The sequence below is a fragment of the Methylomonas sp. HYX-M1 genome, from assembly GCF_040741385.1.
Classification (GTDB): domain Bacteria; phylum Pseudomonadota; class Gammaproteobacteria; order Methylococcales; family Methylomonadaceae; genus Methylomonas; species Methylomonas rhizoryzae.
In genome coordinates this window covers 3643386-3668510 of record NZ_CP160405.1, presented here as the reverse complement: position 1 = coordinate 3668510, position 25125 = coordinate 3643386, and the positions used below count along the sequence as shown (strand labels likewise).

Here is a 25125-nt window from a genome sequence, read left to right as displayed (position 1 = left end):
GTCTTTATTTTCTTTCCCCGGTTATGGATTATTTCCTGCTAGCCATTCAATTTTTAACCCGTATTCCGGTCCGCTATCGCGTGTCGGCCTCGGGGCCGGCATTAGGCCGTAGCGCGCTGTATTACCCTTTGGTGGGCTTGTTGATCGGCGTGTTGCTGAACGTCGTCGCGCTGGCTTCGACCGCTGTCGGTGCCGAGCCGGCTGCCGCTGCATTGGTGTTGATGGTTTGGGTGTTGTTGACCGGCGGTTTGCATTTGGACGGTTTGGCCGATTGTGCCGACGCTTGGGTAGGCGGTTTGGGGGATAAGGAACGCAGTCTGCGCATCATGAAAGATTCGGCCGTCGGCGCGATTGCCGTGGTCGTGTTGGTGATGGTGCTGTTGCTGAAATGGTGTGCAATTTGGGTATTGATGTTGCAGCACAATTTAATCGTACTGATGCTGGTGCCGGTGTTGGGCAGAACGGCGATTTTATTGTTGATGCTGTCCACGCCCTATTGCAGCCCGCAAGGCTTGGCGGAAAAATTGTTGGAACATTTACCGACTTACGAAGCGCGTTGGGTTGTGGTGGTGTCGCTGTTTTTTGCCGGCATGTTTCTCGGCTGGGCGAACGTGCTGGTTGCCGGCGGCATATTGTTGTGGGTACGTTATGCGACGATGGAACGCTTGGGTGGAGCAACCGGCGACGTTTACGGTGCGGCGGTCGAGCTGGTGGAAACCGCGGCGTTGTTAGCGGTTGCCTTGTGGTAAACAAGCACCGATTCGACGATAGGGAAATCGCCGGCGTGTACCGGGCTATCGCCGAGCGCCGTGATATGCGGCATTTCCTGTCGGACCCGATCGAGCCGCAGTTGTTGGCGCGCATACTGCAAGCCGCGCATCAGGCCGGTAGTGTCGGTTTGATGCAGCCCTGGCGATTCATCCGCATTACCGATGAGCAATTGCGCAGGCGGATTCACGCCCTGGTCGAACGCGAACGCCAGCTTACCGCTGAGGCGTTGCGGCAACGTCGCGACGAGTTTCTGCGCTTAAAAGTAGAAGGCATTTTGGAATGCGGCGAGTTATTGGTGGCCGCATTGCCGCAGGGGCGAGAATCCCACGTGTTCGGGCGGCGTACCTTGCCGGAGATGGATGTGGCTTCGGCGGCTTGCGCGATACAGAATTTATGGTTGGCGGCGCGCGCGGAAGGTCTGGGCATGGGCTGGGTGTCGCTGTTCGACCCTTCGGCATTGGCAACATTGTTAGCCATGCCGGAAGGCAGTAAGCCCATAGCAATTTTATGTCTTGGTTACGTCCTCGAGTTTTACCCCAAGCCGATGCTGGAATGCGAACAGTGGGCGAGTCCGAAACCCCTGTCGGACATGGTGTACGAAAATGTTTGGGAGGCCGGTGATTCCTAAAGCCTTGATGGTGCAAGGCACGACCTCGGATGCCGGCAAAAGTACCTTAGTTACCGCGTTGTGCCGCTACTATCGGCGCTTGGGTGTCGCCGTCGCGCCATTTAAGCCGCAAAACATGGCACTTAACAGCGCGGTAACTGTCGACGGTGGAGAAATCGGCAGAGCGCAAGCCGTGCAAGCGGCGGCTTGCGGCTTGGCGCCGCACAGCGATATGAACCCGGTGTTGCTGAAACCCAATAGCGATACGGGCGCGCAAGTCATCATCCACGGCAAGGTGCACAGCAATCAAAGCGCCGGACAATATCACGATTACAAGCAACAGGCGTTGGCGGCGGTTTTGCAATCCTGGCATCGATTGACCGCGCAGTACCAAAGCGTCATCGTCGAAGGTGCCGGCAGTCCCGCCGAGATCAATTTACGCGACCACGACATCGCCAATATGGGCTTCGCCGAAGCGGCGGATTGTCCGGTGATTTTGATCGCCGATATAGACCGGGGCGGCGTGTTCGCGCACATTGTCGGCACCTTGGCCTTGTTAAGCGAAACCGAGCGCCGCCGGGTGATAGGGTTTGTGATCAACCGTTTTCGTGGCGATATTGGCTTGCTGCAACCGGGGTTGGATTGGCTTACCCGGCAAACCGGTAAACCGGTGTTGGCGGTGCTGCCTTATCTGCACGATTTATTTTTGGAGGCGGAGGACGCATTGGCGTATCGGCGCGCGCCAGGTGATGCAACTGAACAGCCGTTTCGAATCGTCGTGCCGCTGTTGCCCAGTTTCAGCAATCACACCGACTTCGACCCCTTGCAATTGCATCCGGGCGTTCAGGTGCAGTTCGCCCGCGCGCCTAGGCAAGTGGCGGGTGCGGATTTGCTGGTGCTGCCGGGCAGCAAGTCGGTGCGTAGCGACTTGCAACATTTGAAACAGCAAGGATGGGACGATTTCATCGCCCGGCATTTACGTTACGGCGGTAAATTGCTGGGTATTTGCGGCGGTTTTCAAATGTTGGGTCAGGCAATTCACGATCCGGCCGGGGTGGAAGGCGAACCGGGCAGTAGTCAGGGCTTAGGCTGGTTGGATATGGAAACGACTCTGCAGACCGAAAAATGTCTGCGGCAAGTAACCGGCACCTTCGCCGGGCAGCGCGTGGTGGTCGCAGGTTACGAAATTCACATGGGCACGACTGGTGGCCCGGCACTGGAGCGGCCGCTGTTCGATCTGGGTGATCGGCCGGACGGGGCGATCTCCGACGACGGGCAAATCGCCGGTAGCTATTTGCACGGCATGTTTGATTTACCGCAAGCCTGCGACGCGCTGTTGGCCTGGGCCGGATGCCATAAACGGCAAGCAGTGGATTTCGGTGAATTGCGCGAGGAGGGAATCGATACGTTAGCGGATTGCTGGCGGCAACATGCGGATTTTTCCGCGTTGGAGCTGGCTTTGCAAAGATTTTATGCAGGTGATTGAAGCGGTGCCCGCCTCAAGCGCGGCACGTTACTGATTCGGCGGCCGGCAAGCCGCTGTTGCCGGCCAATGCCCGTCCCCGAAACGGGGACGGATCATTTACCTCAATTCAACAGCCCCACGCTGTTGCTATTTAGATTGCCGACGGCGTTCCGGGCTTGACCGGGTTGACTACGGATTTCGTCAGCCACTTTGTCGGTCAGGTTTTTCGCTTGATTACGGTCTTCGATTTGGTCGGCGGCACTGTTTTCTTGGCCATTTGCCGCTTTGGCCAGCTTTAACGATTGATCGGATAGACTCACGCTATCGGTGCTGGTGTGATTTTTGGGTGGTTCCGCTTTAACCGGCTGCGGGGTCTTATTGGCTGTGGCTAATTGCGCGGAAACCGGGTTGGTTTTGGAATAGTTGGTGTTGATATCCATGATTAGCCTCCCATTCGGTGGAATGACGTTGCTAGCGATTCGAGCGAGCCTGATTGTAGCGCAATTACGGCAAAGAACAGCAAACATTCGCTCCAACTTATGCGGTTCATACCTGATAAAATCTACTCATAATGACGGCGGCTGCCGTTTCTTGCTTAAACTGTCATCAAATAGCCACAACACATGAGTACAAAACCAAGTTCAGAGCTGGGTACATTCGAAAATCCCAGACCGGCGCGCGACTTCACCATTCGTATCGATATTCCGGAATTTACCTGTTTGTGTCCTATGACGGGACAACCCGATTTCGCAAAATTGATCTTGGAATACGTGCCCGACAAACTCTGTGTAGAACTTAAATCGCTCAAGCTGTACATGTGGACCTTTCGAGAGCGCGGAGCGTTTCACGAGGCGGTGACCAATGAAATCCTGGACCATATCGTCGCCGCGATTGCGCCGAACTTCATGCGTTTGCGTGCCGAATTCAACGTTAGAGGCGGCATTTACACGACGGTCATCGCCGAACATCGCAACCCGGCTTGGCAGTCGCCGATTTTGGTTCAACTGCCGTAGTATTCGGCGAATATGAGCGGTAGAACCTTTTTTAACAGCGACATTGCCGTTGCGTTGCAATACGACGGCAAAAACGCGCCGAAAGTCACGGCCAAAGGCGAAGGTTTTACTGCGCAACAAATTCTGGCGATTGCCGACCGGCACGGCATTCCGTTGCAAAACGAGCCCGAGCTGGCGCGGATTTTGGCGCACGTTCCGCTCGGCGACGAGATTCCTCAAGAGCTGTATATCGCTGTAGCTGAAGTAATTGCATTCGCTTATTTTCTAAGTGGCAAGACCCCCGAACGGAATTCATGAATCTTAAAACTCTCGCGGCCGTCTATCCGCAATATTTACTGCCTCATCACGCCCTATCCCTATTGATGTCGAAATTGACCCATTGCGAACATCCGGCGTGGAAGGATTGGTTAATCAACACGGTAATCCGTTTATACAATGTCGACATGGCCGAGGCCAAATATCCGGATCCGAAGCATTACGCCAGTTTCAACGCGTTTTTTACCCGCGAGTTGAAAGACGGGGCGCGGCCGATCTGTCGTGCAGCCGAAAGCATCGCCTGTCCGGCCGACGGCGTGGTCAGCCAAGCCGGGCGTATTCAGGACGGTCGCATCTTTCAGGCCAAGGGCCACAGCTATACGGCACTGGAATTATTGGGCGGTGACGCTCGCCGGGCCGAAGCTTTCGTCGACGGGAGTTTTGCGACCATTTACCTGTCCCCCAGAGACTATCATCGCTTGCATATGCCTTTGGCCGGAACCTTAACGGAAATGGTGCATGTGCCCGGGCGGCTATTCAGCGTCAACCATGCTACGGTTTCCTCGGTGCCGAATTTGTTTGCCCGTAACGAGCGTGTCGTTTGTGTTTTCGATACGGAGGTGGGGCCCATGGCTCTGATCTTAGTAGGGGCGATTTTCGTTTCCAGCGTCGAAACGGTTTGGCACGGCGTAGTGACTCCGCCAAGCAGCGCCAAGCCTAGAGTTTGGCAATATGCAACCGACGCTCCGCGTTTGGAAAAAGGCGCTGAAATGGGTCGCTTCAATATGGGCTCCACTGTCATCGTGCTGTTCGGAGCGGATAAAACGACATGGAACGCGGATTTAACAGCCGGCCGGCCTCTTAGGTTGGGTGAGAATATAGGGCGGACGAATGGATAAATACTCCAAAATCAACCTGATATGCGCTAATGGCCGCGAATGTGGCATAATGGCGGACTACTTGGCGAACGCCATTATCTATACGTTGAAACGATAATAATTAGACGAGGAAAACGATGAGCTTTTTTATCTCAGACGCCGTGGCCCAAACCGCACCAGTCGTACAACAACCCGGTTTCGAAGGCATGCTGTTTCCGTTGGGTGTTCTGGTTTTCTTTTATTTCCTGTTTATCCGTCCGCAATCCAAACGCAACAAAGAACAAAAACAAATGTTGGCGGCCTTAAGCAAAGGCGCCGAAGTAGTCACTACCGGCGGAATTTTGGGTAAGGTCGCGGACGTCGACGACAATTTCGTCAAGCTGGAAGTGTCGGAAAACAGTTTCATTCAAGTACAGCGCCATGCTATCGCCAACATGATGCCTAAAGGAACTTATAAGTCTTTAAACAAGAAATCGTAAACAGGACGTCGCGCTCGGCGGCGCCAACCTGAACTTTACCCGCAGCGCCGCTTGCGCTGCCGTTATGGACGTATCATGCAAAATCATTTCCCGCTTTGGAAAAATATCCTGGTGTTAGCCGTTTTGGTGTTCGGCACGCTTTACGCGCTGCCTAATGTTTTCGGCAACGATCCGGCGGTGCAACTGGCATCCAATACCGCGACGCCGTTACAGCAGGGCCAAGCCGACGCGGTACGTGCGGCATTGGCCGAGGCCGGATTGCAAACCAAATCCTTGGACTTTAAGGACGGCAAAATCTTGGTGCGTTTTCCGGACACCGATCAGCAGTTGAAAGCCGCCGATTTGCTGCGCGGTAAGATGACCGGCAAAGCCACGGTAGCTCTGAATTTGGCTCCCGCTACCCCGGCGTGGCTAGGTGCTTTGGGCGCCGAGCCTATGTATCTGGGGTTGGATTTGCGCGGTGGGGTGCATTTTCTGCTGGAAGTGGATATGGATACCGCGATCAAGCAAGCCGACGAGCGTTATAACAACGACATTCGTAGTGCATTGCGCGAGGCTAAAGTCCGTTACCAATCGGTCAGCAAGGAAGGCGATACCCTGAAAGTGGTTTTGCCGGACGAAGAAAGCCGGGTTGCGGCGGCGGCCGTATTGAACAAGGATTTTCGTAATTTGGATTTGGCCGAAACAGGGCCTATGGAATTCAGTTTGACCATGCCCGAGCAGGAAATTCGCGCCATCAGGAAATCGGCATTGGAACAAAACATCACGACCCTGCGCAATCGCGTCAACGAGCTTGGGGTGGCGGAGCCTATCATTCAACAACAAGGCGACAGCCGTATCGTCGTGCAGTTGCCCGGCGTTCAGGATACCGCGCGGGCCAAAGAATTGTTGGGTACCACCGCAACCTTGGAATATCGATTGGTCGACGTCGAACACGACTTGAAAGCGGCTATCGACGGCCGGGTGCCGGTAGGTAGTCGTTTGTATTACGACAAGAACGGCGGACCGGTCTTATTGAAGCGCGCTGTGATAGTGACCGGCGATCAAATTACCGATGCGGCATCCGGCCTGGATCAAGATGGTAACCCGGCGGTGTTCATCACGTTGGACGGCGTCGGCGCCAAAAAAATGGGCAAGCTGACCTCCGAAAACATCGGTAAGCCGATGGCGGTGGTATTTATCGAATACAAATCCGAGACCCGAGTGGTCGATGGACAAAAAGTTCAGCACAAGGAAAAGGTCGAAAAAGTCATCAGTGTCGCGACCATTCGCGATTCCTTCAGCAAGCGTTTCCAGACCACCGGTTTGGAGAGCGCCCAAGAAGCCCGCAACTTGGCGTTATTGCTGAGAGCCGGGGCATTGGCCGCGCCGGTCGAGATCGTCGAGGAGCGGACCGTCGGACCTAGCTTGGGTCAGGAAAACATCGATCAGGGCATGTTATCGATCAACATCGGTTTTCTGTTGGTGGTCGTGTTCATGTTTGTGTATTACCGCACGTTCGGTTTGATTGCCAACTTTGCACTGGTATTCAACTTGGTGTTGCTGATTGCCATTTTGTCGCTATTACAAGCGACCTTAACCCTGCCCGGCATGGCCGGCATCGTATTGACCGTCGGTATGGCTGTGGACGCCAACGTGTTGATCAACGAGCGCATCCGCGAGGAATTGAGAAACGGCAACAGCCCGCAAGCCAGTATTTACGTCGGATACGAAAAGGCGTTCGCGACTATTTTGGACTCCAACATTACGACCTTGCTGGTCGCTTTGCTATTGTTCGGTCTAGGTACCGGGCCGGTCAAAGGTTTCGCCGTGGTGTTGTCTTTGGGTATTTTGACCTCGATGTTTACCGCTATCACCGGCACCCGTATGCTGGTGAACTGGATATACGGCGGTAATCGCCGCGTGGACACCTTATCCATCTAACTGTTTACCCCCTTTTTTTCTTTTATTAAATTTGGAGCTTTAGACAATGGCTATCGAACGTACTTTCTCAATCATCAAGCCGGACGCGGTAGCGAAAAACGTGATTGGGGAAATTATCAGCCGCTTCGAAAAAAACGGTCTGCGCATCGTGGCGTGCAAAATGCTGCAATTGAGCCAAGAGCAAGCGGAAGGTTTTTATGCAGTGCACAAAGAGCGGCCTTTCTTTAACGATTTGGTCAAATTCATGATCTCCGGCCCTATCGTCGCCCAAGTGTTGGAAGGCGAAAACGCAGTGGCGAAAAATCGCGAACTGATGGGGGCGACCAATCCGAAAGAAGCCGCGCCGGGCACCATTAGAGCGGATTTCGCGGTCAGCATCGACGAAAACGCGGTTCACGGTTCCGACGGCCAAGACACCGCCGCGCAAGAAATCGCCTATTTCTTCTCAGCCGATGAACTTTGTGAGCGCATCCGCTAACACGGTGCCTATCAACTTGCTCGATCTGGACAGAAAAGGCCTGCAGGCCTTTTTTGCCGGTTTGGGCGAGAAGCCGTTTCGGGCCACTCAGGTGATGAAATGGATTTACCAGGAAGGCGTGGTCGATTTTGAACAAATGACCAACCTGAGTAAATCTTTGCGCGTTTACCTGCAAGAGCATTGCGTAATACGCACGCCGCAAATCGTCGTCGAGCAGCTGGCGACGGACGGTACGTGCAAATGGGCGATGCAAACGCATTGCGGCAATCGGGTCGAAACGGTGTTTATTCCGGAAGAACGCCGCGCAACCTTGTGCGTGTCGTCGCAAGTCGGCTGCGCGTTGGCGTGCAGTTTTTGCTCTACGGCGCAACAAGGGTTTAACCGCAACTTGAGCACTGCGGAGATCATAGGTCAATTGTTCTTGGCGCAGCAGCGTTTGGGGTCGGAGCGGCGCATCACCAACGTAGTCATGATGGGCATGGGCGAGCCCTTATTGAATTTCGATAACGTGGTCGCGGCGATGAATCTGATGATGGACGATTTCGCCTACGGCTTGTCCAAGCGGCGCGTTACCGTGAGCACTTCAGGGGTGGTGCCAGCCATGAATCGCCTCAACGAGGTTTGTGACGTCAGCATGGCCGTGTCTTTGCATGCGCCTTTCGACGAATTGCGCGATCAACTGGTGCCTATCAATCAAAAGTATCCGCTCGGCGAATTGATGGACGCCTGTCGCGCTTACGCGCAAAACGGCCCCCGCAAACATATCACGTTCGAGTACGTGATGCTGCACGGCGTTAACGATAGCCTGCAACATGCCAAAGCCTTGATAAAGCTATTGAAAACCGTACCGTCCAAAGTTAACTTGATTCCTTTCAATCCGTTTCCCCAATCACAATACCGCTGTTCGTCTATGAACGACATTCTGGCATTCCGCGACCTGTTGCATAACGCGGGTATCGTTACGACGGTACGTAAAACCAGAGGAGAGGACATCGATGCGGCCTGTGGCCAATTGGTGGGGCAGGTGCAAGATAAAAGCCGCCGGCATTTGAAATTGCCGGTAGCCAAAGCTGAATCGCATGTTTTATAAGCTTTTCGCGGCCCGTTGGGTTGCGATTTGTGTTGCCGGAGCCTTGTCTGCCTGCGGGCTATTGCCTAGTGACAGTGAGCATTTAAGTTCTGCGGAAAAAGCCGCTTTGAATGTGCAGATGGGGGTGCGTTACATGGAAATGGGGATGCTGGAGACTGCGGAACAAAAATTGGAAGCCGCTTACCGTCTGGATTCACATAACCCGGAAATTCTGAATGCGCTCGCGATATTTTACGAACGGGTGAAAAATTACGAACGCGCCGAAGAGTTTTATCAAGCAGCCGTTCGCGAGGACCCGGACAACTACAGTATAAAAAACAATTACGGAAGGTTGCTATGCGAGCGCGGTCAGGTGGCGGAAGGCATGGCGTTATTGGAAGTTGCGTTGGATTCGCCTATGAACCAGCGTACATGGTTGGCGCTGAGCAATGTCGGGATTTGCTATTTAGGGCAAAACGATGTGGTGCAGGGTGAAAGCTATCTTAGACGCGCATTGCAGGCTAACCCGGAATATTCTCCGGCGTTGCAAGAAATGATGAAGCTGAGCTACAACAACGGCCAATATATGTCTGCTCGGGCATTTTTGGAGCGTTATCAATCCGTCGCTAAACATAGTGCGGAAACCTTGTGGTTTGCGTTTCAAATAGAACGCGCGCTAGGCAACCAATCGGCGGCAGAACATTACAAGGAACAACTGCTGACCTTGTTTCCGACATCGAAACAGGCGCAGGCGGCAGCGAGCGATATTAATAAATAATCCCGTTACAAACACCCATGGCAAAACAACAACAGGTCATTCAGGCGATACGCGGCATGCACGACATTTTGCCTGAACAATCTCCCAGGTGGCATTGGCTGGAACAGCACGCCCGGCAAGTACTTTCCGCATACGGATATCAAGAAATACGCTTGCCGATTCTGGAAAAAACCGAGCTTTTCAAACGGTCGATAGGTGAAGTCACCGATATTGTCGAAAAAGAGATGTATACCTTCGACGATAGAAACGGCGATTCGTTGACGCTACGTCCTGAAGGTACAGCCGGTTGTTTGCGGGCATGTCTGGAACACGGTTTGTTGCATAACCAAGCGCATAGGCTGTGGTATTACGGAGCCATGTTTCGGCACGAGCGTCCGCAGAAAGGTCGCTACCGGCAGTTTTATCAATTGGGCGTGGAAACTTACGGCATGGCCGGTCCCGACGTCGACGCGGAAATGATTCAGTTGACCGATAGGTTGTGGCGGAAATTAGGCATTCGCGAAAAAGTCGTGTTGCAATTAAATTCCTTGGGAACGTGCGAGGAGCGGGCGGTATATCGCCAGCGTTTGGTCGACTATTTCAAACAACATATCGAATTGCTGGACGACGATAGCAAGCGTCGTTTGCATACAAATCCTTTGCGCATCCTGGATAGCAAAAATCCGGATATGCAATCGATGTTGCAATCCGCGCCGGTGTTGTTGAAGCATTTGGGCGAAGAAAGCCTGCGGCATTTCGATGACTTGAAAGCGATGTTGGACGCTTTGGGCATCGACTACGAGCTCAATACTCGCTTGGTCCGTGGCTTGGACTATTACGGTAAAACCGTATTCGAATGGGTTACGGACGATTTGGGTGCGCAAGGTACGATTTGTGCCGGTGGACGCTATGACGGCTTGATCGAGCAGTTGGGCGGCAGGGCTAACCATGCGATAGGATTCGCGATGGGTATGGAGCGTATTCTGGCGCTAATCGAACAGTTGCCTGAATTGAGCGTTCCGCAGTCGGTGGATGTGTATATGATTCGAGTCGGCGAAGCGGCGGAAAAAATCGGCTTATTACTTGGCGAGCGGATTCGCGACGAACTTGAAGGCGTAAAGCTACAAGTCAATTGCGGCGGCGGCAGCTTTAAAAGTCAGTTCAAGAAAGCCGATAAATCCGGTGCCGAACTGGCAATCATCATCGGCGAAGACGAGGCACTTAGCGGCGAAGTCGCGTTGAAAAATCTGCGCGTGGAACAGGCACAGGTTAATTTAAACCACGACGCCTTGCTGGAAACGCTGAAACATTGGGCCGAGAGCCGGTAATATTTAGCACTTTACCTATTCAAACGAGAACGACTGTGGCGATTTACGATACCGAAGAAGAACAACTGGAACAGTTAAAAAAGTGGTGGGAGACCAACAATACTTCGCTGATTGCAGGTGTAGTGACCGCAATCGTATTGGTGAGCGGCTGGAATTTGTGGCAAAGCCATCAGCAGGAACAGAGAAAACAAGCATCCCAGCTTTATCAACAGCTTTTGGCGAGTGGCGAGAAAAACGATTGGGGGCAATCAGAAAAACTTGCGGATCAACTCAGCGCGGGTTACGGGTCGCTCATCTATGCGGATTTTGCCGGGTTGGCAAAAGCCAAAGTTAAAGTGTTACAGGGTGATTTGGACGCGGCGAAAGCGATTTTGCAACAAGAAATCCAACAGTCCGATAGTCCGGAAGTGCGCCACGTCGCGCGTTTACGTTTGATTCAATTGATGTTGGCTACCGCCCGGTACGAAGAAGGCCTGAAACTGATAGCGCTGGTCGATCCCGCTAAATCGGAAGGTTTCTCGGCTGCCTATAGCGAATTGGAAGGCGATTTGTACGTGGCTTTGGATCGTCTGGATGAGGCGCGAACGGCTTACCAAGAGGCTATACGTACCGGCAAAACCACGGCGTTGACGCAATTTAAATTGGACGATATTGCCGCGCCTTCGTTTACCCCGCCAACCGGCAATTAAACCTTAAGCTATGACAATCAAGGTTTATGCCGCACCGGCTCGCTACCTACTATTAGCGTCCTTATGTTTGCTCTTGGTGACGGGGTGTGCGGGCTTGGATGCGGGACGCGAGCTGTTGTCCGGCTTGTCGGATTCCATATTCGGCGACGATGACAGCGCGGATCCACCGGCACAGCTGACCGAGTACACTGCGGAGTTACAAATCGAAACGGTGTGGAAAACTTCGATAGGAGACGGTGCCGAGAAGCAGCATTTAAAGTTGGCTCCGGTGGTGTTGGGGGATCGAATATACGCGGCTGCCCGCAACGGCTTGTTGCAGGCCCGTAACCTTGCCGACGGCGATTTGATTTGGAGCGCGGATAGTGGTTTGGAGTTTGCCGCAGGGCCGGGTATGGGGCGGCAGACCGTTATCATGGGGTGCTCGTCCGGCGTCGTTGTTGCCTATGATATCGGTAGCGGCGAACAGAAATGGCTGGTTAACGTGCCTAGCGAGGTGCAGGCGGTTCCTGTTGTCGCCGACGGCATAGTGGTGGTACGTACCACCGATGGGAAGATTATAGGCCTGAGAGAAGCGGACGGCGGGCAACTGTGGGTATCTGAAGTTAGCGTGCCTGCTTTGAGCATACGCGGAGCCGGAGCGCCTATCGCTATCGACGACTATATTATCGCCGGTGCGGCCAACGGCAAATTGCAAGCGCTACAGTTGAAAGACGGCAAGCAGTTGTGGGAGGCCACGGTTGCGGTTCCGAGCGGCCGCTCGGAAGTGGAGCGTTTGGTCGATTTGGATGTGGATCCGGTCGAAAGTCGCGGGGTGGTATTCATATCCAGCTTTAACGGTGGTACGTCGTCCGTTTCCGAAGTCGACGGAGATATTATCTGGCGCAACCCGGAAATTTCAACCAATACGGGCATTAGCGTCGATTGGCGCTATTTGTATATCAGCGATACACAAAGCGAAATTTCGCAATTGGACCAACGTAACGGCGCCTCGTTATGGAAACAGAAAGAATTGCATAATCGTCAGCTCACTGCTGCAATGGTGTATGACAGTTATGTGGTCGTGGGGGACTTCGAAGGCTATGTGCATTGGCTATCCACCAGTGACGGCAGGTTGTTGGGGCGAACTCAAGTTAGCAGCTCTCCTATCGAGGCCAAGCCGGTTATCGTAGACAGCGTCGTATATATTTACGCCAAAGACGGCACACTTGCCGCATTAAAAGCCAGATAATTCATGCTTCCCGTTATTGCATTGGTCGGCAGACCGAACGTTGGCAAATCTACCCTATTCAATTATTTAACGCGCAGCCGGGAAGCCTTGGTCGCCGACTATCCGGGTTTGACTCGGGACCGTCAATACGGACGGGTCAAACGCGGGGAGCGTGACTGTTTGGTAGTCGATACCGGGGGTATTACCGACGAGATTCAAGGAATTGATGCGTTCGCCAAAAAGCAAGTTGAAGTCGCCTTGCAAGAAGCCGATGTCGTGTTTTTTTTGGTCGATGCGCGCGAGGGCATCAATGCTTCCGACGAAACCATAGCCGATATGTTGCGCAAGCTTGGTAAGCCCGTGGTTTTAGTCGTCAATAAAATCGACGGGGTGGATACCAGAGTGGTGACCGGCGATTTTTTCAGTTTAGGGCTGGGCGAGCCGGTGCCGATTGCCGCAAGCCATGGGCGAAACGTACACGAACTTTTGGCTCATATCGACGCGTTGTTGCCGGTTAGCGATGAGCCTATGGAAGAGTCTGACGCGGGCATTGCGATTGCCATCGTCGGCAGACCGAATGTCGGCAAATCGACGTTGGTTAATCGATTGCTTGGCGAAGAGCGGGTAGTGGTGTTCGATGAAGCAGGCACTACCCGCGATAGTATTTATATCCCGTTCGAGCGCAACGGCCATCAATTTACCCTCATCGATACAGCGGGCATGCGGCGTAAGTCGCGGGTGTCGTTAGCGGTGGAAAAATTCAGCATTATCAAATCCTTGCAGGCGATAGAGAAAGCGCATGTGGTCATTTATTTGATTGATGCGCGCGAAGGCGTAACCGATCAAGATGCTCACATTCTCGGATTGGTATTGGAGGCCGGTCGGGCACTGATTATCGGCCTAAACAAATGGGATGGTTTAAGTTCCGAGCATAGGGAATTTGTCAAAAAACAAATTGAGATGAAACTGTCGTTTTTAGATTTTGCGGAAAAACATCCGATTTCCGCACTACACGGCAGTGGGGTCGGTAAGTTGTTTGATGTCGTGCAAAGTCTCTACGATTCCACGATGATCGACATGTCAACTCCGGAATTAACGCGGATTCTGAATGACGCGGTTCAACAGCATCAGCCTCCAATGGTAGGGGGGAGAAGGATTAAGCTCAAATACGCCCATCAAGGAGGTAGGAATCCGCCGGTAGTCGTAATTCACGGCGTGCAAACCGATGCGTTACCGGGTGCGTATAAGCGTTACTTGATGAATTATTATCGAGAGCAGTTAAGATTGCAGGGAACCCCGGTGAGGTTGGTGTTCAAATCCCCGGAAAATCCATTTCAAGGACAAAAAAATAAATTAACCGAAAGGCAGATCAAGAAGCGCAAACGGCTAGTCGAGTTTACTCGGCGAAAAAAATAACAGGTTTTGCCGATTCAATAACGTGTTGTGGATGAACGAATGTTGCTGTCGGTCAAGCTGGAATGGTCATTGGTTACAAATAGGAAAGGTTAATGGCGACGATCACATTTCAAGGTAAGCCTATAACAACAAATGGAAATCTGCCGAATTTGGGACAAATTGCTCCGGCTTTCATGCTTACCAATCGCAAACTGCAAGATGTAGGCTTGGAGAAGTTCGCCGGCAAACGTAAGTTACTACATATAGTGCCTAGTTTGGATACGCCAACTTGCGCGACGTCGACCCGAAAATTCAACGAAAAAGCGGCTCAACTGAACAACACTGTGGTGCTGGCGATTTCAGCCGATCTGCCTTTCGCCCAGGCTCGGTTTTGCGAATTGGAGAGCATAAAAAACCTCATAGCGCTGTCGACCTTTCGCTCCAAATTTGCCGAGGATTACGGTGTGTTGTTGCTAGACAGTGTGCTGGCGGGCTTAACTGCTAGGGCTATTGTGATTTTAGATGAGTTGGATATCGTGATTTACTCGCAACTGGTGGCTGAAATAACCGAGGAACCTGATTACGCCGCTGCGTTGCAGGTTTTAGCTGAATAACTTTTGATGTGTTTGTTGACATTGCTTGAATTAGCGCTATAATGATCGGCTCCTTTCGAGAGAGTGGAAGATTGTAGGGATGTGAGGAGATTGCACAGGGTGTGCGAAGCTCGGGAAGGTGAAAAAAATAAGTTTGACAAGTCTGTGAAATGCTGTAGAATGCACAGGCTCAACGGGGCGCTAAGCCGCCGGCTCTTTAACAAGAAAATCGAAATAATGTGTGTGGGCATGTAGGGCGACGGATTTCTGTTAAGAAATAGTCGACATACAGACCACGTCAATTAATGTAATGCACGTTCTGTAGTCGAGTCAAGATTGGATACTAATCTTTCTTAGTATCGCTTTAGATTTAAACTGAAGAGTTTGATCATGGCTCAGATTGAACGCTGGCGGTATGCTTAACACATGCAAGTCGAACGCTGATAAGGTGCTTGCACCTTTGATGAGTGGCGGACGGGTGAGTAATGCATAGGAATCTGCCTATTAGTGGGGGATAACGTGGGGAAACTCACGCTAATACCGCATACGATCTACGGATGAAAGCAGGGGACCTTTTGGCCTTGCGCTAATAGATGAGCCTATGTCGGATTAGCTAGTTGGTAGGGTAAAGGCCTACCAAGGCGACGATCCGTAGCTGGTCTGAGAGGATGATCAGCCACACTGGGACTGAGACACGGCCCAGACTCCTACGGGAGGCAGCAGTGGGGAATATTGGACAATGGGCGCAAGCCTGATCCAGCAATACCGCGTGTGTGAAGAAGGCCTGAGGGTTGTAAAGCACTTTCAATGGGAAGGAATACCTATCGGTTAATACCCGGTAGACTGACATTACCCATACAAGAAGCACCGGCTAACTCCGTGCCAGCAGCCGCGGTAATACGGAGGGTGCAAGCGTTAATCGGAATTACTGGGCGTAAAGCGTGCGTAGGCGGTTTTTTAAGTCAGATGTGAAAGCCCTGGGCTTAACCTGGGAACTGCATTTGATACTGGAAAACTAGAGTTGAGTAGAGGAGAGTGGAATTTCAGGTGTAGCGGTGAAATGCGTAGAGATCTGAAGGAACACCAGTGGCGAAGGCGGCTCTCTGGACTCAAACTGACGCTGAGGTACGAAAGCGTGGGTAGCAAACAGGATTAGATACCCTGGTAGTCCACGCCGTAAACGATGTCAACTAACCGTTGGGCGCTTTAAGTGCTTAGTGGTGGAGCTAACGTATTAAGTTGACCGCCTGGGGAGTACGGCCGCAAGGCTAAAACTCAAATGAATTGACGGGGGCCCGCACAAGCGGTGGAGCATGTGGTTTAATTCGATGCAACGCGAAGAACCTTACCTACCCTTGACATCCAGAGAATCTGTTAGAGATAGCGGAGTGCCTTCGGGAACTCTGAGACAGGTGCTGCATGGCTGTCGTCAGCTCGTGTCGTGAGATGTTGGGTTAAGTCCCGTAACGAGCGCAACCCTTATCCTTAGTTGCCAGCGGTTCGGCCGGGAACTCTAGGGAGACTGCCGGTGATAAACCGGAGGAAGGTGGGGACGACGTCAAGTCATCATGGCCCTTATGGGTAGGGCTACACACGTGCTACAATGGCCGGTACAGAGGGTTGCGATCTCGCGAGAGCAAGCTAATCCCAAAAAGCCGGTCTTAGTCCGGATTGCAGTCTGCAACTCGACTGCATGAAGTCGGAATCGCTAGTAATCGCAGATCAGAATGCTGCGGTGAATACGTTCCCGGGCCTTGTACACACCGCCCGTCACACCATGGGAGTGGGTTGCAAAAGAAGTAGGTAGTTTAACCTTCGGGAGGGCGCTTACCACTTTGTGATTCATGACTGGGGTGAAGTCGTAACAAGGTAGCCCTAGGGGAACCTGGGGCTGGATCACCTCCTTACAAAGACAGAAACGGCTCTACGTGCTCACAACACATTATTTCGATACCACACGACACACCTGGGTCTGTAGCTCAGTTGGTTAGAGCGCACCCCTGATAAGGGTGAGGTCGGAGGTTCAAATCCTCCCAGACCCACCAACGCATACACAAAGCACGAATAAGCGTGTAGTGAATCGTATTCGGGGCCATAGCTCAGCTGGGAGAGCGCCTGCCTTGCACGCAGGAGGTCGGGAGTTCGATCCTCCCTGGCTCCACCATTCTGTGACGTCGATCTGAAGTCAAGATGCCGGCATCAACTCTATAAACTTTTACGGTCAAGAGACCTTGCGTCGTTGGCCTTAAGACTTTATAGACTTGATATTTGTATCAAGTGCTCTTTAACAATATGGAAATCTGTAAACAAGTCTTGATCGGAAACGATCAAAACTGATGCGAATTGCCGTTTAATCGGTCTCGAAAGAGGACGGTGAAAACAGCAAATCGTTCTCAAGCAACATCAGCGAACATGTCAGCTGACTAGAATAACACCATCGACTGTGCTCAAACACAGACGCATTCGGGTTATATGGTCAAGTGAATAAGCGCATACGGTGGATGCCTTGGCAGTCAGAGGCGATGAAAGACGTGGTAGCCTGCGAAAAGCGTCGGGGAGGTGGCAAACAACCTGTGATCCGGCGATGTCTGAATGGGGAAACCCGGCGAGGATAACCTCGTCATCTTTGAGTGAATACATAGCTCACTGAAGCGAACCCGGAGAACTGAAACATCTAAGTACCCGGAGGAAAAGAAATCAACCGAGATTCCCTTAGTAGTGGCGAGCGAACGGGGACCAGCCCTTAAGTGGTTGACGAGTTAGTGGAACGGTCTGGAAAGTCCGGCGATACAGGGTGATAGCCCCGTACACGAAAACTCATTGATCATGAAATCGAGTAGGTCGGCGCACGTGAAACGTTGACTGAATATGGGGGGACCATCCTCCAAGGCTAAATACTCCTGACTGACCGATAGTGAACCAGTACCGTGAGGGAAAGGCGAAAAGAACCCCGGAGAGGGGAGTGAAATAGAACCTGAAACCGTATGCGTACAAGCAGTGGGAGCCCCTTCGTGGGGTGACTGCGTACCTTTTGTATAATGGGTCAGCGACTTACATTTTGTGGCAAGCTTAACCGAATAGGGGAGGCGTAGGGAAACCGAGTCTTAATAGGGCGTTCAGTCGCAAGGTGTAGACCCGAAACCGGGCGATCTATCCATGACCAGGTTGAAGGTGTGGTAACACACACTGGAGGACCGAACCCACTCCCGTTGAAAAGGTAGGGGATGAGTTGTGGATCGGAGTGAAAGGCTAATCAAGCTCGGAGATAGCTGGTTCTCCTCGAAAGCTATTTAGGTAGCGCCTCGTGTATCACTCTCGGGGGTAGAGCACTGTTTCGGCTAGGGGGTCATCCCGACTTACCAAACCGATGCAAACTCCGAATACCGAGAAGTGCGAGCACGGGAGACACACGGCGGGTGATAAGGTCCGTCGTGAAAAGGGAAACAGCCCAGACCGTCAGCTAAGGTCCCCAAATCTATGCTCAGTGGGAAACGATGTGGAAAGGCCCAGACAGCCAGGAGGTTGGCTTAGAAGCAGCCACCCTTTAAAGAAAGCGTAATAGCTCACTGGTCGAGTCGGTCTGCGCGGAAGATTCACCGGGGCTAAGCATAGTACCGAAGCTACGGGTTCATCGAAAGATGAGCGGTAGAGGAGCGTTCTGTACGCCTGCGAAGGTCGATTGAAAAGTCGGCTGGAGGTATCAGAAGTGCGAATGCTGACATAAGTAACGATAAAGGGGTGAAAAACCCCCTCGCCGTAAACCCAAGGTTTCCTGCGCAACGTTAATCGACGCAGGGTTAGTCGGCACCTAAGGCGAGGCCGAAAGGCGTAGTCGATGGAAAACAGGTTAATATTCCTGTACCAGTGATCACTGCGATGGGGTGACGGAGAAGGCTATATCAGCTGTCGGTTGGAAGTGGCAGTTTAAGCAAGTAGGCAGGTCTCTTAGGCAAATCCGGGAGGCTATATGCTGAGACGTGATGACGAGTGGTTCCTCGGAACCGCGAAGTGATAGATGCCAAGCTTCCAAGAAAAGCCTCTAAGCTTCAGGTGATCGGTGGCCGTACCCTAAACCGACACAGGTGGGTGGGATGAAAATTCTAAGGCGCTTGAGAGAACCCAGGTGAAGGAACTAGGCAAAATGATACCGTAACTTCGGGAGAAGGTATGCCCTTGGTACGTGTAAGCCCTCGCGGCTGAAGCGGAAGGGGGTTGCAAAAAATCGGTGGCTGCAACTGTTTAGCAAAAACATAGCACTCTGCAAACACGAAAGTGGACGTATAGGGTGTGACGCCTGCCCGGTGCTGGAAGGTTAATTGATGGGGTTATCCGTAAGGAGAAGCTCTTGATCGAAGCCCCAGTAAACGGCGGCCGTAACTATAACGGTCCTAAGGTAGCGAAATTCCTTGTCGGGTAAGTTCCGACCTGCACGAATGGCGTAATGATGGCCACACTGTCTCCACCTGGGACTCAGTGAAATTGAAATCGCTGTGAAGATGCAGTGTACCCGCGGCTAGACGGAAAGACCCCGTGCACCTTTACTATAGCTTGACACTGGACTTTGAACCTACTTGTGTAGGATAGGTGGGAGGCTGTGAAGCAGGAACGCTAGTTCTTGTGGAGCCATCCTTGAAATACCACCCTGGTATGTTTGGAGTTCTAACCTCGACCCGTGATCCGGGTTAGGGACAGTGTCTGGTGGGTAGTTTGACTGGGGCGGTCTCCTCCTAAAGAGTAACGGAGGAGCACGAAGGTACCCTCAGCCTGGTCGGAAATCAGGCAATGAGTGCAAAGGCATAAGGGTGCTTGACTGCGAGACGGACAAGTCGAGCAGGTACGAAAGTAGGTCTTAGTGATCCGGTGGTTCTGTATGGAAGGGCCATCGCTCAACGGATAAAAGGTACGCCGGGGATAACAGGCTGATACCGCCCAAGAGTTCATATCGACGGCGGTGTTTGGCACCTCGATGTCGGCTCATCACATCCTGGGGCTGAAGCAGGTCCCAAGGGTATGGCTGTTCGCCATTTAAAGTGGTACGCGAGCTGGGTTCAGAACGTCGTGAGACAGTTCGGTCCCTATCTGCCGTGGGCGTTTGAGATTTGAGGGAAGCTGCTTCTAGTACGAGAGGACCGAAGTGGACGAACCTCTGGTGTTCCGGTTGTTTTGCCAAGAGCATTGCCGGGTAGCCACGTTCGGACAGGATAACCGCTGAAAGCATCTAAGCGGGAAGCCCCTCCCAAGATGAGATCTCACTGGGACCTTGAGTCCCCTGAAGGGCCGTTGGAGACGACAACGTTGATAGGCACGGTGTGGAAGTCCGGTAACGGGCGTAGCTAACGTGTACTAATTGCCCGTGAGGCTTGACCATATAACGCCCAATGCGTTTGGTCAGCGACAGTAGCTGAAAAGTAAGAGAACAATCGCAACTACAGATTTCCATAGGGCAGGTACAAGAAGCAAGGTACAAGGTTCAAAAAACCGGAAGCCTTTATCAATACTGCTCATGACGAAGGGAAACGAAAGGTAAAGTAGGATAGACGCTACACGGCGAAGCGCCGTTGTTTTGAACCCTGAACTTTTTACCTTGCGCCTAACCCCTTCAAACCAGTTTGCTTGGTGACCATAGCAAGCGTGAACCACCCGATCCCATCCCGAACTCGGAAGTGAAACCGCTTCGCGCCGATGATAGTGTGGCAGTTTGCCATGTGAAAGTAGGTCATCGCCAAGCTCTTATTCTTAAGCCCATCCCTCGATGGGCTTTTTTATGCGTGTAAAGTAAGCGATCTATAGACAGCGTCTATATCAGTTGCTCGAAAGAAGCGAAGATAGTGTCCACTTATAATGAGGTGGACACTTATGAAGGAGCAGATTACTCGCTTATCGCGCCTATTGGTCGTAGGACACGGGCGAGATGGCCGATGTCTTTACCGGGATGGTGCACTAGCGTTGTCGTTTTCCGCTGGAAAAAGTTCGACTTGGAGCTTGAGTAATTAGTCAATATATTAATGAACGAACTACTAGACAACACCATTCGGGGGGTTTGTTTCCGCTCGATAAGGCCAGGCTTAGCCTGGAGCAGCGTCAGGCCGCCGCTTGCGGTTTGATGTCAAAAGCCACGCACACCCGTTCCTGATCGGACTGGAACGGAATGGTGCGGTGGAATAGCGAGGACGGAAACAGTACCAGATCGCCGACCGCTTGATCGACGATTTTGCTGGGGAAGTCGTCGTGCAGGCGCGGGTAATCGTCGCCGTCGGTACCGTATTCGAAACTGCCGGCGTGCTCGCCGCATTTGTCCGGTAGTTGCAGGTAGACGCAACCGCTGATCCAGCCTTCTTCGTGGATATGCGAGGTCAGATAGCCGCCTTGGTTCATGCGTAAATACCAGGAGCTGGCGAATTCCAAGTCTTTCGGAAACAGCTTGATCAGGGCGTCGTCGCAGCCGGCGAAATGCTTCCGGTAGGCTTTGACTTTGGCGCGGATCAGCGCGGCCAGCTGTTGAAACGAGGGTTCGGCCCGTTGTAACAGGTTACCGGCCGATTGGATGCCGTAATACAGCCGGCCCTGCTTGCGTTCGGCAATGGCCAGGGATTTTATGTCGCTCAGGAGTTGGCGTAACAGCGGACTGTTCGGTGCGGACAATTCGGCGATGTGGGTGTGCTGTACGAAGCGCATCGGCTCGCGGCAGAAGTGGTAAGGATTGTCCAGTTTAAAGTTGGTGGCGTAATGGGTGGACAGGGTGCCGACCAGTATCGAAGCATGCTGTCGTTGCTCGGTGAATTGGTTTAGCCGTTGTTTGAAGTCGTCGAATTGGCTGGTTTTATACAGGCATTGCAACACGCGCTCTTGCGCGTCGGCGAAATCGGACGAGCTAAAGTAAGGGATGGCTTGCTGCAATTGTCCGCCCAGGCTGTAGCTTTCTGCCAGGTTGTAATTGGCGCGGGCGTGCTTGGGATCGGCCTTCAGGGCTTCCCGGTAGCAGCGCACCGCATCTTCCATGTTGCCTTGATCGCGGTAGGTTTCGCCCAAATCGTTCCAGGCGTCGGCGAATTGCGGATCCAGCCGCAAAGCCTGTTCGAACGCCGCTATCGCCGCGTGGTGTTCGCCTTGGCCGTACAGCACGGTGCCCAGATTAAAATGGCCTTGGGCATCCGTCTGTATGGTCAAGGCCTGTCGGTAGCATTGTTCGGCCCCCTGCAAATCGCCGCGTTGCTGCAATACGGTACCCCAGTTGGCCCAGGCTTGGTAAAAGCCGGGTTGTTGATCGACCGCTTGCCGGTAGTGTTTGGCCGCATCGGACCACTGACTTTGCTGTTGCAGCAAGGTACCGAGATTGAAATGGGCGACTGTCAATTGAGGCTTGAGTTGTAGGGCTTTGCGGTAACAGGCCAGAGCGGCTTTGAGGTCGCCCAGTTCGGTATTGATCGCGCCCAGGTTGAAATGGATCTCCGCGACGTTGGGGTCCAAGCTCAACATTTTGCGGAAGCTGGCCGCCGCGTCGCGCAGCTTGCCTTGCGCTTGCTGGCTCATGCCCAACAGATTCAGCAAACCCAGCGATTTCGGATACTGCGCCAACAAGGCGAGGGCTTGGGTTTCGGCCGAATGGAACTGGCCGCTTTGAACCAGACGGTGGATCGAATTAAGTTGGCTGGGATCGGGTTGTTTGGCAACGGTTTTCATAACGAATCGCTGGCGGTGAGGTGTCTGATGCTTAAGGGGGATAGAGATTGTGTCCGGCGGCTATGCGAGTGCTGCTTATGGTAACGCGTTTAGCGGCGTTTCCGAACAGGCCGGATTAACCGGAGGGGAAAGGCTAGGGAGTCGAATAAGATAAAAACATAATTGAGAATCGTTATTATTCATAGTAATATCGCTTGCAACTCAAATTTGCAGGTGAAGCAATGACTAAACGAATGGTACATGCGCGAGCGCGGACTCGTGTCCGGTCAGGTTTTGGTAAAGCGGCGGCCATCGCGTTGGCATCGGTGCTCGCGCCGCTGGAATTAAGCGCTCAAGAGCAAACGGCGGCTGATAACAATGCCCGGCCGGCCAAGTCGCAAACCGATAAACGCCGCGAGCTTGCAGTTGGCAGCGCGCAAACCTTGCCCGAGGTGGCGGTGGTCGGTGAAAACGCCGGCAGCGCGGCGGCACCGGTAAAAGGTTATGTCGTGGAACAATCGGCGTCGGGTTCTAAAACCGATACGCCGCTGATCGAAGTGCCGCAGTCGATTAGCGCGGTCAACAGGGACGAATTCGTTGCCCGCGCGGCGCAAAGCGTTAGCGAGGCGGTGGCTTATACGCCCGGCGTGGTGACGGGGCTTTTCGGCCCTAGTACCCGCGACGACTATTTTATTCTGCGCGGTTTCGAAGGTACCCAGTACCTGGACGGTACCCGCTTGATGAGTTCCAGTTCTTCGTATGCGCAATTGCGGGTCGATCCTTACGGCTTGGAGCGGATCGAAATCCTGCGCGGACCGTCTTCGGTGTTGTACGGGCAAAATCCGCCGGGCGGCTTGGTCAATATGATGAGCAAACGGCCTACCGAAACCCCGTTTCATGAAATCCAGTTTCTGGGCGGCAGTTACGACAGGGTGCAAGGCAGCCTGGATTTAAGCGGGCCGGTGGCGAGCCGAAACGATTTGTTTTACCGCTTGGTAGCGATGGGCCGCAACGCCGATACCCAGGTCGATTTCGTGGAAGACAACCGTTACTACGTCGCGCCCAGTTTTACCTGGAAGCCGAGCGACGCGACCAGTTTTACCTTTTTGAGCCACTATCAAAAAGACGAAACCGGCAACGCGATGCAGTTTTTGCCCTATGAAGGCACGGTGTTGGCCAACCCCAACGGCCGCATTCCGAGCAACCGCTTTCTGGGTGAGCCCGGATTCGACGGTTATGAACGCGAGCAGTTTGCGGTGGGCTATGGGTTGGATCATCGCTTCAACCACATTTTCACGGCGCGGCAGAATGTGCGTTACGCCAATGTCAGCAGCGATTACCGCGGTATTTTCCCGGATTATTACTACGGCTTTGATGCCGACAAGGGCGAGCTTATTCCCGGCCTTAGCTTCGTGGATGCGCAAATGACCAAGATTAACCGGTACGGCGCGCGCTACAAGGACCAGACCCATACTTTTACGCTGGATAATCAGTTACAAGCCGATTTTGCCACCGGCGATGTTGAACACGTAGGCTTGGTCGGTTTGGATTTCAGGCATTTTACCGGCGATAGAAAGCAAGGCTTTACCGATTTTGAATTGCCCGAACTGGTGTTGGATGTTTATAACCCGACCTACGGCAATGCGTTTCAGGAACCCGTGTTGGACTCATCCAGAAGTCAGCAACTGGACCAAGTCGGGCTGTACGCACAAGACCAGCTTAAATGGAATCGTTGGATTGCGACTATCGGTATTCGCCACGATTGGGCGACCACCCAAACCGGTAACGATGGCCTGATCGATCCGTCGCGCGACGACGAAGCCTTCACCTACCGGACCGGACTGGGCTACCAGTTCGACGCGGGCGTCGTGCCTTACTACAGTTATTCGGAATCGTTCGATCCGATTGCCGATAGCGATTTTTTCGGCAAGGCTTTCAAACCCACAACGGGGCAACAGCATGAATTCGGCGTCAAGTATCAACCGGTCGGATATAACGCCTTATTTACGGCAGCGCTGTTTCATTTAGTCCAGCAAAATGTGTTAACCGCCGATCCTGAGCCTTCGCATGTAGGTTATAACATTCAAACCGGCGAGGTGCGTTCGCAAGGGGCGGAATTGGAGGGCAAGGCCAGTCTGGATGTCGGTTTGGACGTAGCCGCATCCTATACCTATACCGATACCAAAGTAACCAAATCCACGATTGCCTCCGAATTAGGCAACAATTTGACTTATACACCGGAGCATCAAGCCGGGTTATGGCTCGATTACACGCAACGGCAAGGCGATTTCGCAGGCTTGGGTTTGGGCGGTGGGTTGCGTTACGCGGGCGGCAACTACGGCGATTTGGCCAACAGTTTGAAAACGCCGTCTTACGTGGTGGTGGATGCGGCCGTGCACTATGAATTAGGCAAGTTGCACAGCAAATTGAACGGCTTGCGTTTAGGGGTGAATATGGCCAATCTGCTCGATCACGAGTATTTCACTACCTGTTACGGCGGTAATTGTTTTTACGGCAACCGCCGCACCGTACTGGCCAGTTTGCGCTACAACTGGTAGG

General features: G+C 52.9%; 19 protein-coding genes, 2 tRNA genes and 3 rRNA genes. 22 read left to right on the top strand and 2 right to left on the bottom strand.

The window, feature by feature from the left end; all coding sequences use genetic code 11:
- Positions 1 to 23 precede the first annotated feature (23 nt).
- The 3 genes from AB0A83_RS16660 to AB0A83_RS16650 are packed head-to-tail and all read left to right on the top strand — an operon-like array spanning position 24 to position 2864.
- On the top strand, positions 24 to 749 hold the full coding sequence (locus AB0A83_RS16660) for an adenosylcobinamide-GDP ribazoletransferase (protein WP_150050311.1): 726 nt from the start codon (positions 24 to 26) through the stop codon (positions 747 to 749).
- Positions 743 to 1399, top strand: coding sequence for a 5,6-dimethylbenzimidazole synthase (gene bluB, locus AB0A83_RS16655; protein ID WP_150050309.1), 657 nt, complete (start codon positions 743 to 745; stop codon positions 1397 to 1399). The genes AB0A83_RS16660 and bluB overlap by 7 nt, the downstream gene beginning before the upstream one ends.
- Complete coding sequence (locus AB0A83_RS16650) at positions 1374 to 2864, top strand: cobyric acid synthase (protein ID WP_197737385.1); 1491 nt, start codon at positions 1374 to 1376, stop codon at positions 2862 to 2864. Before bluB ends, AB0A83_RS16650 begins: the two co-directional genes overlap by 26 nt.
- Positions 2865 to 2965: 101 nt before the next feature.
- Here AB0A83_RS16650 and AB0A83_RS16645 read toward each other — a convergent pair whose 3' ends face one another.
- The gene (locus AB0A83_RS16645; RefSeq protein ID WP_150050307.1) at positions 2966 to 3283 is read right to left on the bottom strand and encodes a hypothetical protein; all 318 of its coding nucleotides are present in this window, start codon (positions 3281 to 3283) and stop codon (positions 2966 to 2968) included.
- A 183-nt stretch (positions 3284 to 3466) separates the two neighbouring features.
- Between AB0A83_RS16645 and queF the strand changes: the two genes are divergently transcribed.
- From queF to rrf, 18 genes are all read left to right on the top strand, one after another.
- Positions 3467 to 3856 (top strand): preQ(1) synthase, encoded by a 390-nt coding sequence (gene queF / locus AB0A83_RS16640; protein WP_150050305.1) that lies wholly within the window; start codon positions 3467 to 3469, stop codon positions 3854 to 3856.
- A gap of 12 nt (positions 3857 to 3868) precedes the next feature.
- On the top strand, positions 3869 to 4153 hold the full coding sequence (locus tag AB0A83_RS16635; RefSeq protein WP_150050303.1) for an EscU/YscU/HrcU family type III secretion system export apparatus switch protein: 285 nt from the start codon (positions 3869 to 3871) through the stop codon (positions 4151 to 4153).
- Positions 4150 to 5010, top strand: a complete 861-nt coding sequence (gene asd, locus AB0A83_RS16630; RefSeq protein WP_367154769.1) for an archaetidylserine decarboxylase — start codon at positions 4150 to 4152, stop codon at positions 5008 to 5010. The genes AB0A83_RS16635 and asd overlap by 4 nt, the downstream gene beginning before the upstream one ends.
- 116 nt (positions 5011 to 5126) lie before the next feature.
- Positions 5127 to 5468: a preprotein translocase subunit YajC gene (gene yajC / locus AB0A83_RS16625; protein ID WP_150050299.1), complete on the top strand. Its 342-nt coding sequence runs from the start codon at positions 5127 to 5129 to the stop codon at positions 5466 to 5468.
- Positions 5469 to 5543: 75 nt separating this feature from the next.
- The gene (gene secD, locus AB0A83_RS16620) at positions 5544 to 7391 is read left to right on the top strand and encodes a protein translocase subunit SecD (RefSeq protein WP_367154768.1); all 1848 of its coding nucleotides are present in this window, start codon (positions 5544 to 5546) and stop codon (positions 7389 to 7391) included.
- 46 nt (positions 7392 to 7437) lie between these two features.
- Positions 7438 to 7869, top strand: coding sequence for a nucleoside-diphosphate kinase (ndk, locus tag AB0A83_RS16615; RefSeq protein ID WP_150050295.1), 432 nt, complete (start codon positions 7438 to 7440; stop codon positions 7867 to 7869).
- Positions 7853 to 8959 carry a 23S rRNA (adenine(2503)-C(2))-methyltransferase RlmN gene (gene rlmN / locus AB0A83_RS16610; RefSeq protein ID WP_367154767.1) on the top strand — a complete coding sequence of 369 codons (1107 nt, stop codon included), beginning with the start codon at positions 7853 to 7855 and terminating at the stop codon, positions 8957 to 8959. Before ndk ends, rlmN begins: the two co-directional genes overlap by 17 nt.
- Positions 8949 to 9716, top strand: a complete 768-nt coding sequence (gene pilW, locus AB0A83_RS16605) for a type IV pilus biogenesis/stability protein PilW (RefSeq protein ID WP_367154766.1) — start codon at positions 8949 to 8951, stop codon at positions 9714 to 9716. Before rlmN ends, pilW begins: the two co-directional genes overlap by 11 nt.
- A 17-nt stretch (positions 9717 to 9733) precedes the next feature.
- On the top strand, positions 9734 to 11023 hold the full coding sequence (gene hisS, locus AB0A83_RS16600) for a histidine--tRNA ligase (RefSeq protein ID WP_367154765.1): 1290 nt from the start codon (positions 9734 to 9736) through the stop codon (positions 11021 to 11023).
- A gap of 35 nt (positions 11024 to 11058) precedes the next feature.
- Positions 11059 to 11712 carry a tetratricopeptide repeat protein gene (locus AB0A83_RS16595; protein ID WP_150050286.1) on the top strand — a complete coding sequence of 218 codons (654 nt, stop codon included), beginning with the start codon at positions 11059 to 11061 and terminating at the stop codon, positions 11710 to 11712.
- Positions 11713 to 11722: 10 nt separating this feature from the next.
- A complete protein-coding gene (bamB, locus tag AB0A83_RS16590) occupies positions 11723 to 12940 on the top strand; it encodes an outer membrane protein assembly factor BamB (protein WP_150050284.1) in 1218 nt (405 codons plus the stop codon).
- A 3-nt stretch (positions 12941 to 12943) separates the two neighbouring features.
- The gene (der, locus tag AB0A83_RS16585) at positions 12944 to 14335 is read left to right on the top strand and encodes a ribosome biogenesis GTPase Der (protein ID WP_150050282.1); all 1392 of its coding nucleotides are present in this window, start codon (positions 12944 to 12946) and stop codon (positions 14333 to 14335) included.
- 92 nt (positions 14336 to 14427) lie between these two features.
- A complete protein-coding gene (gene tpx / locus AB0A83_RS16580; protein ID WP_150050280.1) occupies positions 14428 to 14928 on the top strand; it encodes a thiol peroxidase in 501 nt (166 codons plus the stop codon).
- A 351-nt stretch (positions 14929 to 15279) separates the two neighbouring features.
- A 16S ribosomal RNA gene (locus AB0A83_RS16575) occupies positions 15280 to 16814 on the top strand.
- Between the two features lie 61 nt (positions 16815 to 16875).
- Positions 16876 to 16952, top strand: a tRNA-Ile gene (locus AB0A83_RS16570).
- Positions 16953 to 16995: 43 nt separating this feature from the next.
- Positions 16996 to 17071: transfer RNA gene (locus tag AB0A83_RS16565), tRNA-Ala, on the top strand.
- 310 nt (positions 17072 to 17381) lie between these two features.
- Positions 17382 to 20275 (top strand): 23S ribosomal RNA (locus AB0A83_RS16560).
- A gap of 244 nt (positions 20276 to 20519) precedes the next feature.
- Positions 20520 to 20635 (top strand): 5S ribosomal RNA (gene rrf, locus AB0A83_RS16555).
- Together the 16S, 23S and 5S rRNA genes with 2 tRNA genes alongside form the textbook arrangement of a ribosomal RNA operon.
- 353 nt (positions 20636 to 20988) lie before the next feature.
- On the opposite strand, the gene AB0A83_RS16550 is transcribed toward rrf, so the two are convergent.
- Positions 20989 to 22587 carry a tetratricopeptide repeat protein gene (locus AB0A83_RS16550; RefSeq protein WP_367154764.1) on the bottom strand — a complete coding sequence of 533 codons (1599 nt, stop codon included), beginning with the start codon at positions 22585 to 22587 and terminating at the stop codon, positions 20989 to 20991.
- A gap of 221 nt (positions 22588 to 22808) precedes the next feature.
- Between AB0A83_RS16550 and AB0A83_RS16545 the strand changes: the two genes are divergently transcribed.
- Positions 22809 to 25124 carry a TonB-dependent siderophore receptor gene (locus AB0A83_RS16545; protein WP_367154763.1) on the top strand — a complete coding sequence of 772 codons (2316 nt, stop codon included), beginning with the start codon at positions 22809 to 22811 and terminating at the stop codon, positions 25122 to 25124.
- The last annotated feature ends 1 nt before the right edge of the window (position 25125 follow it).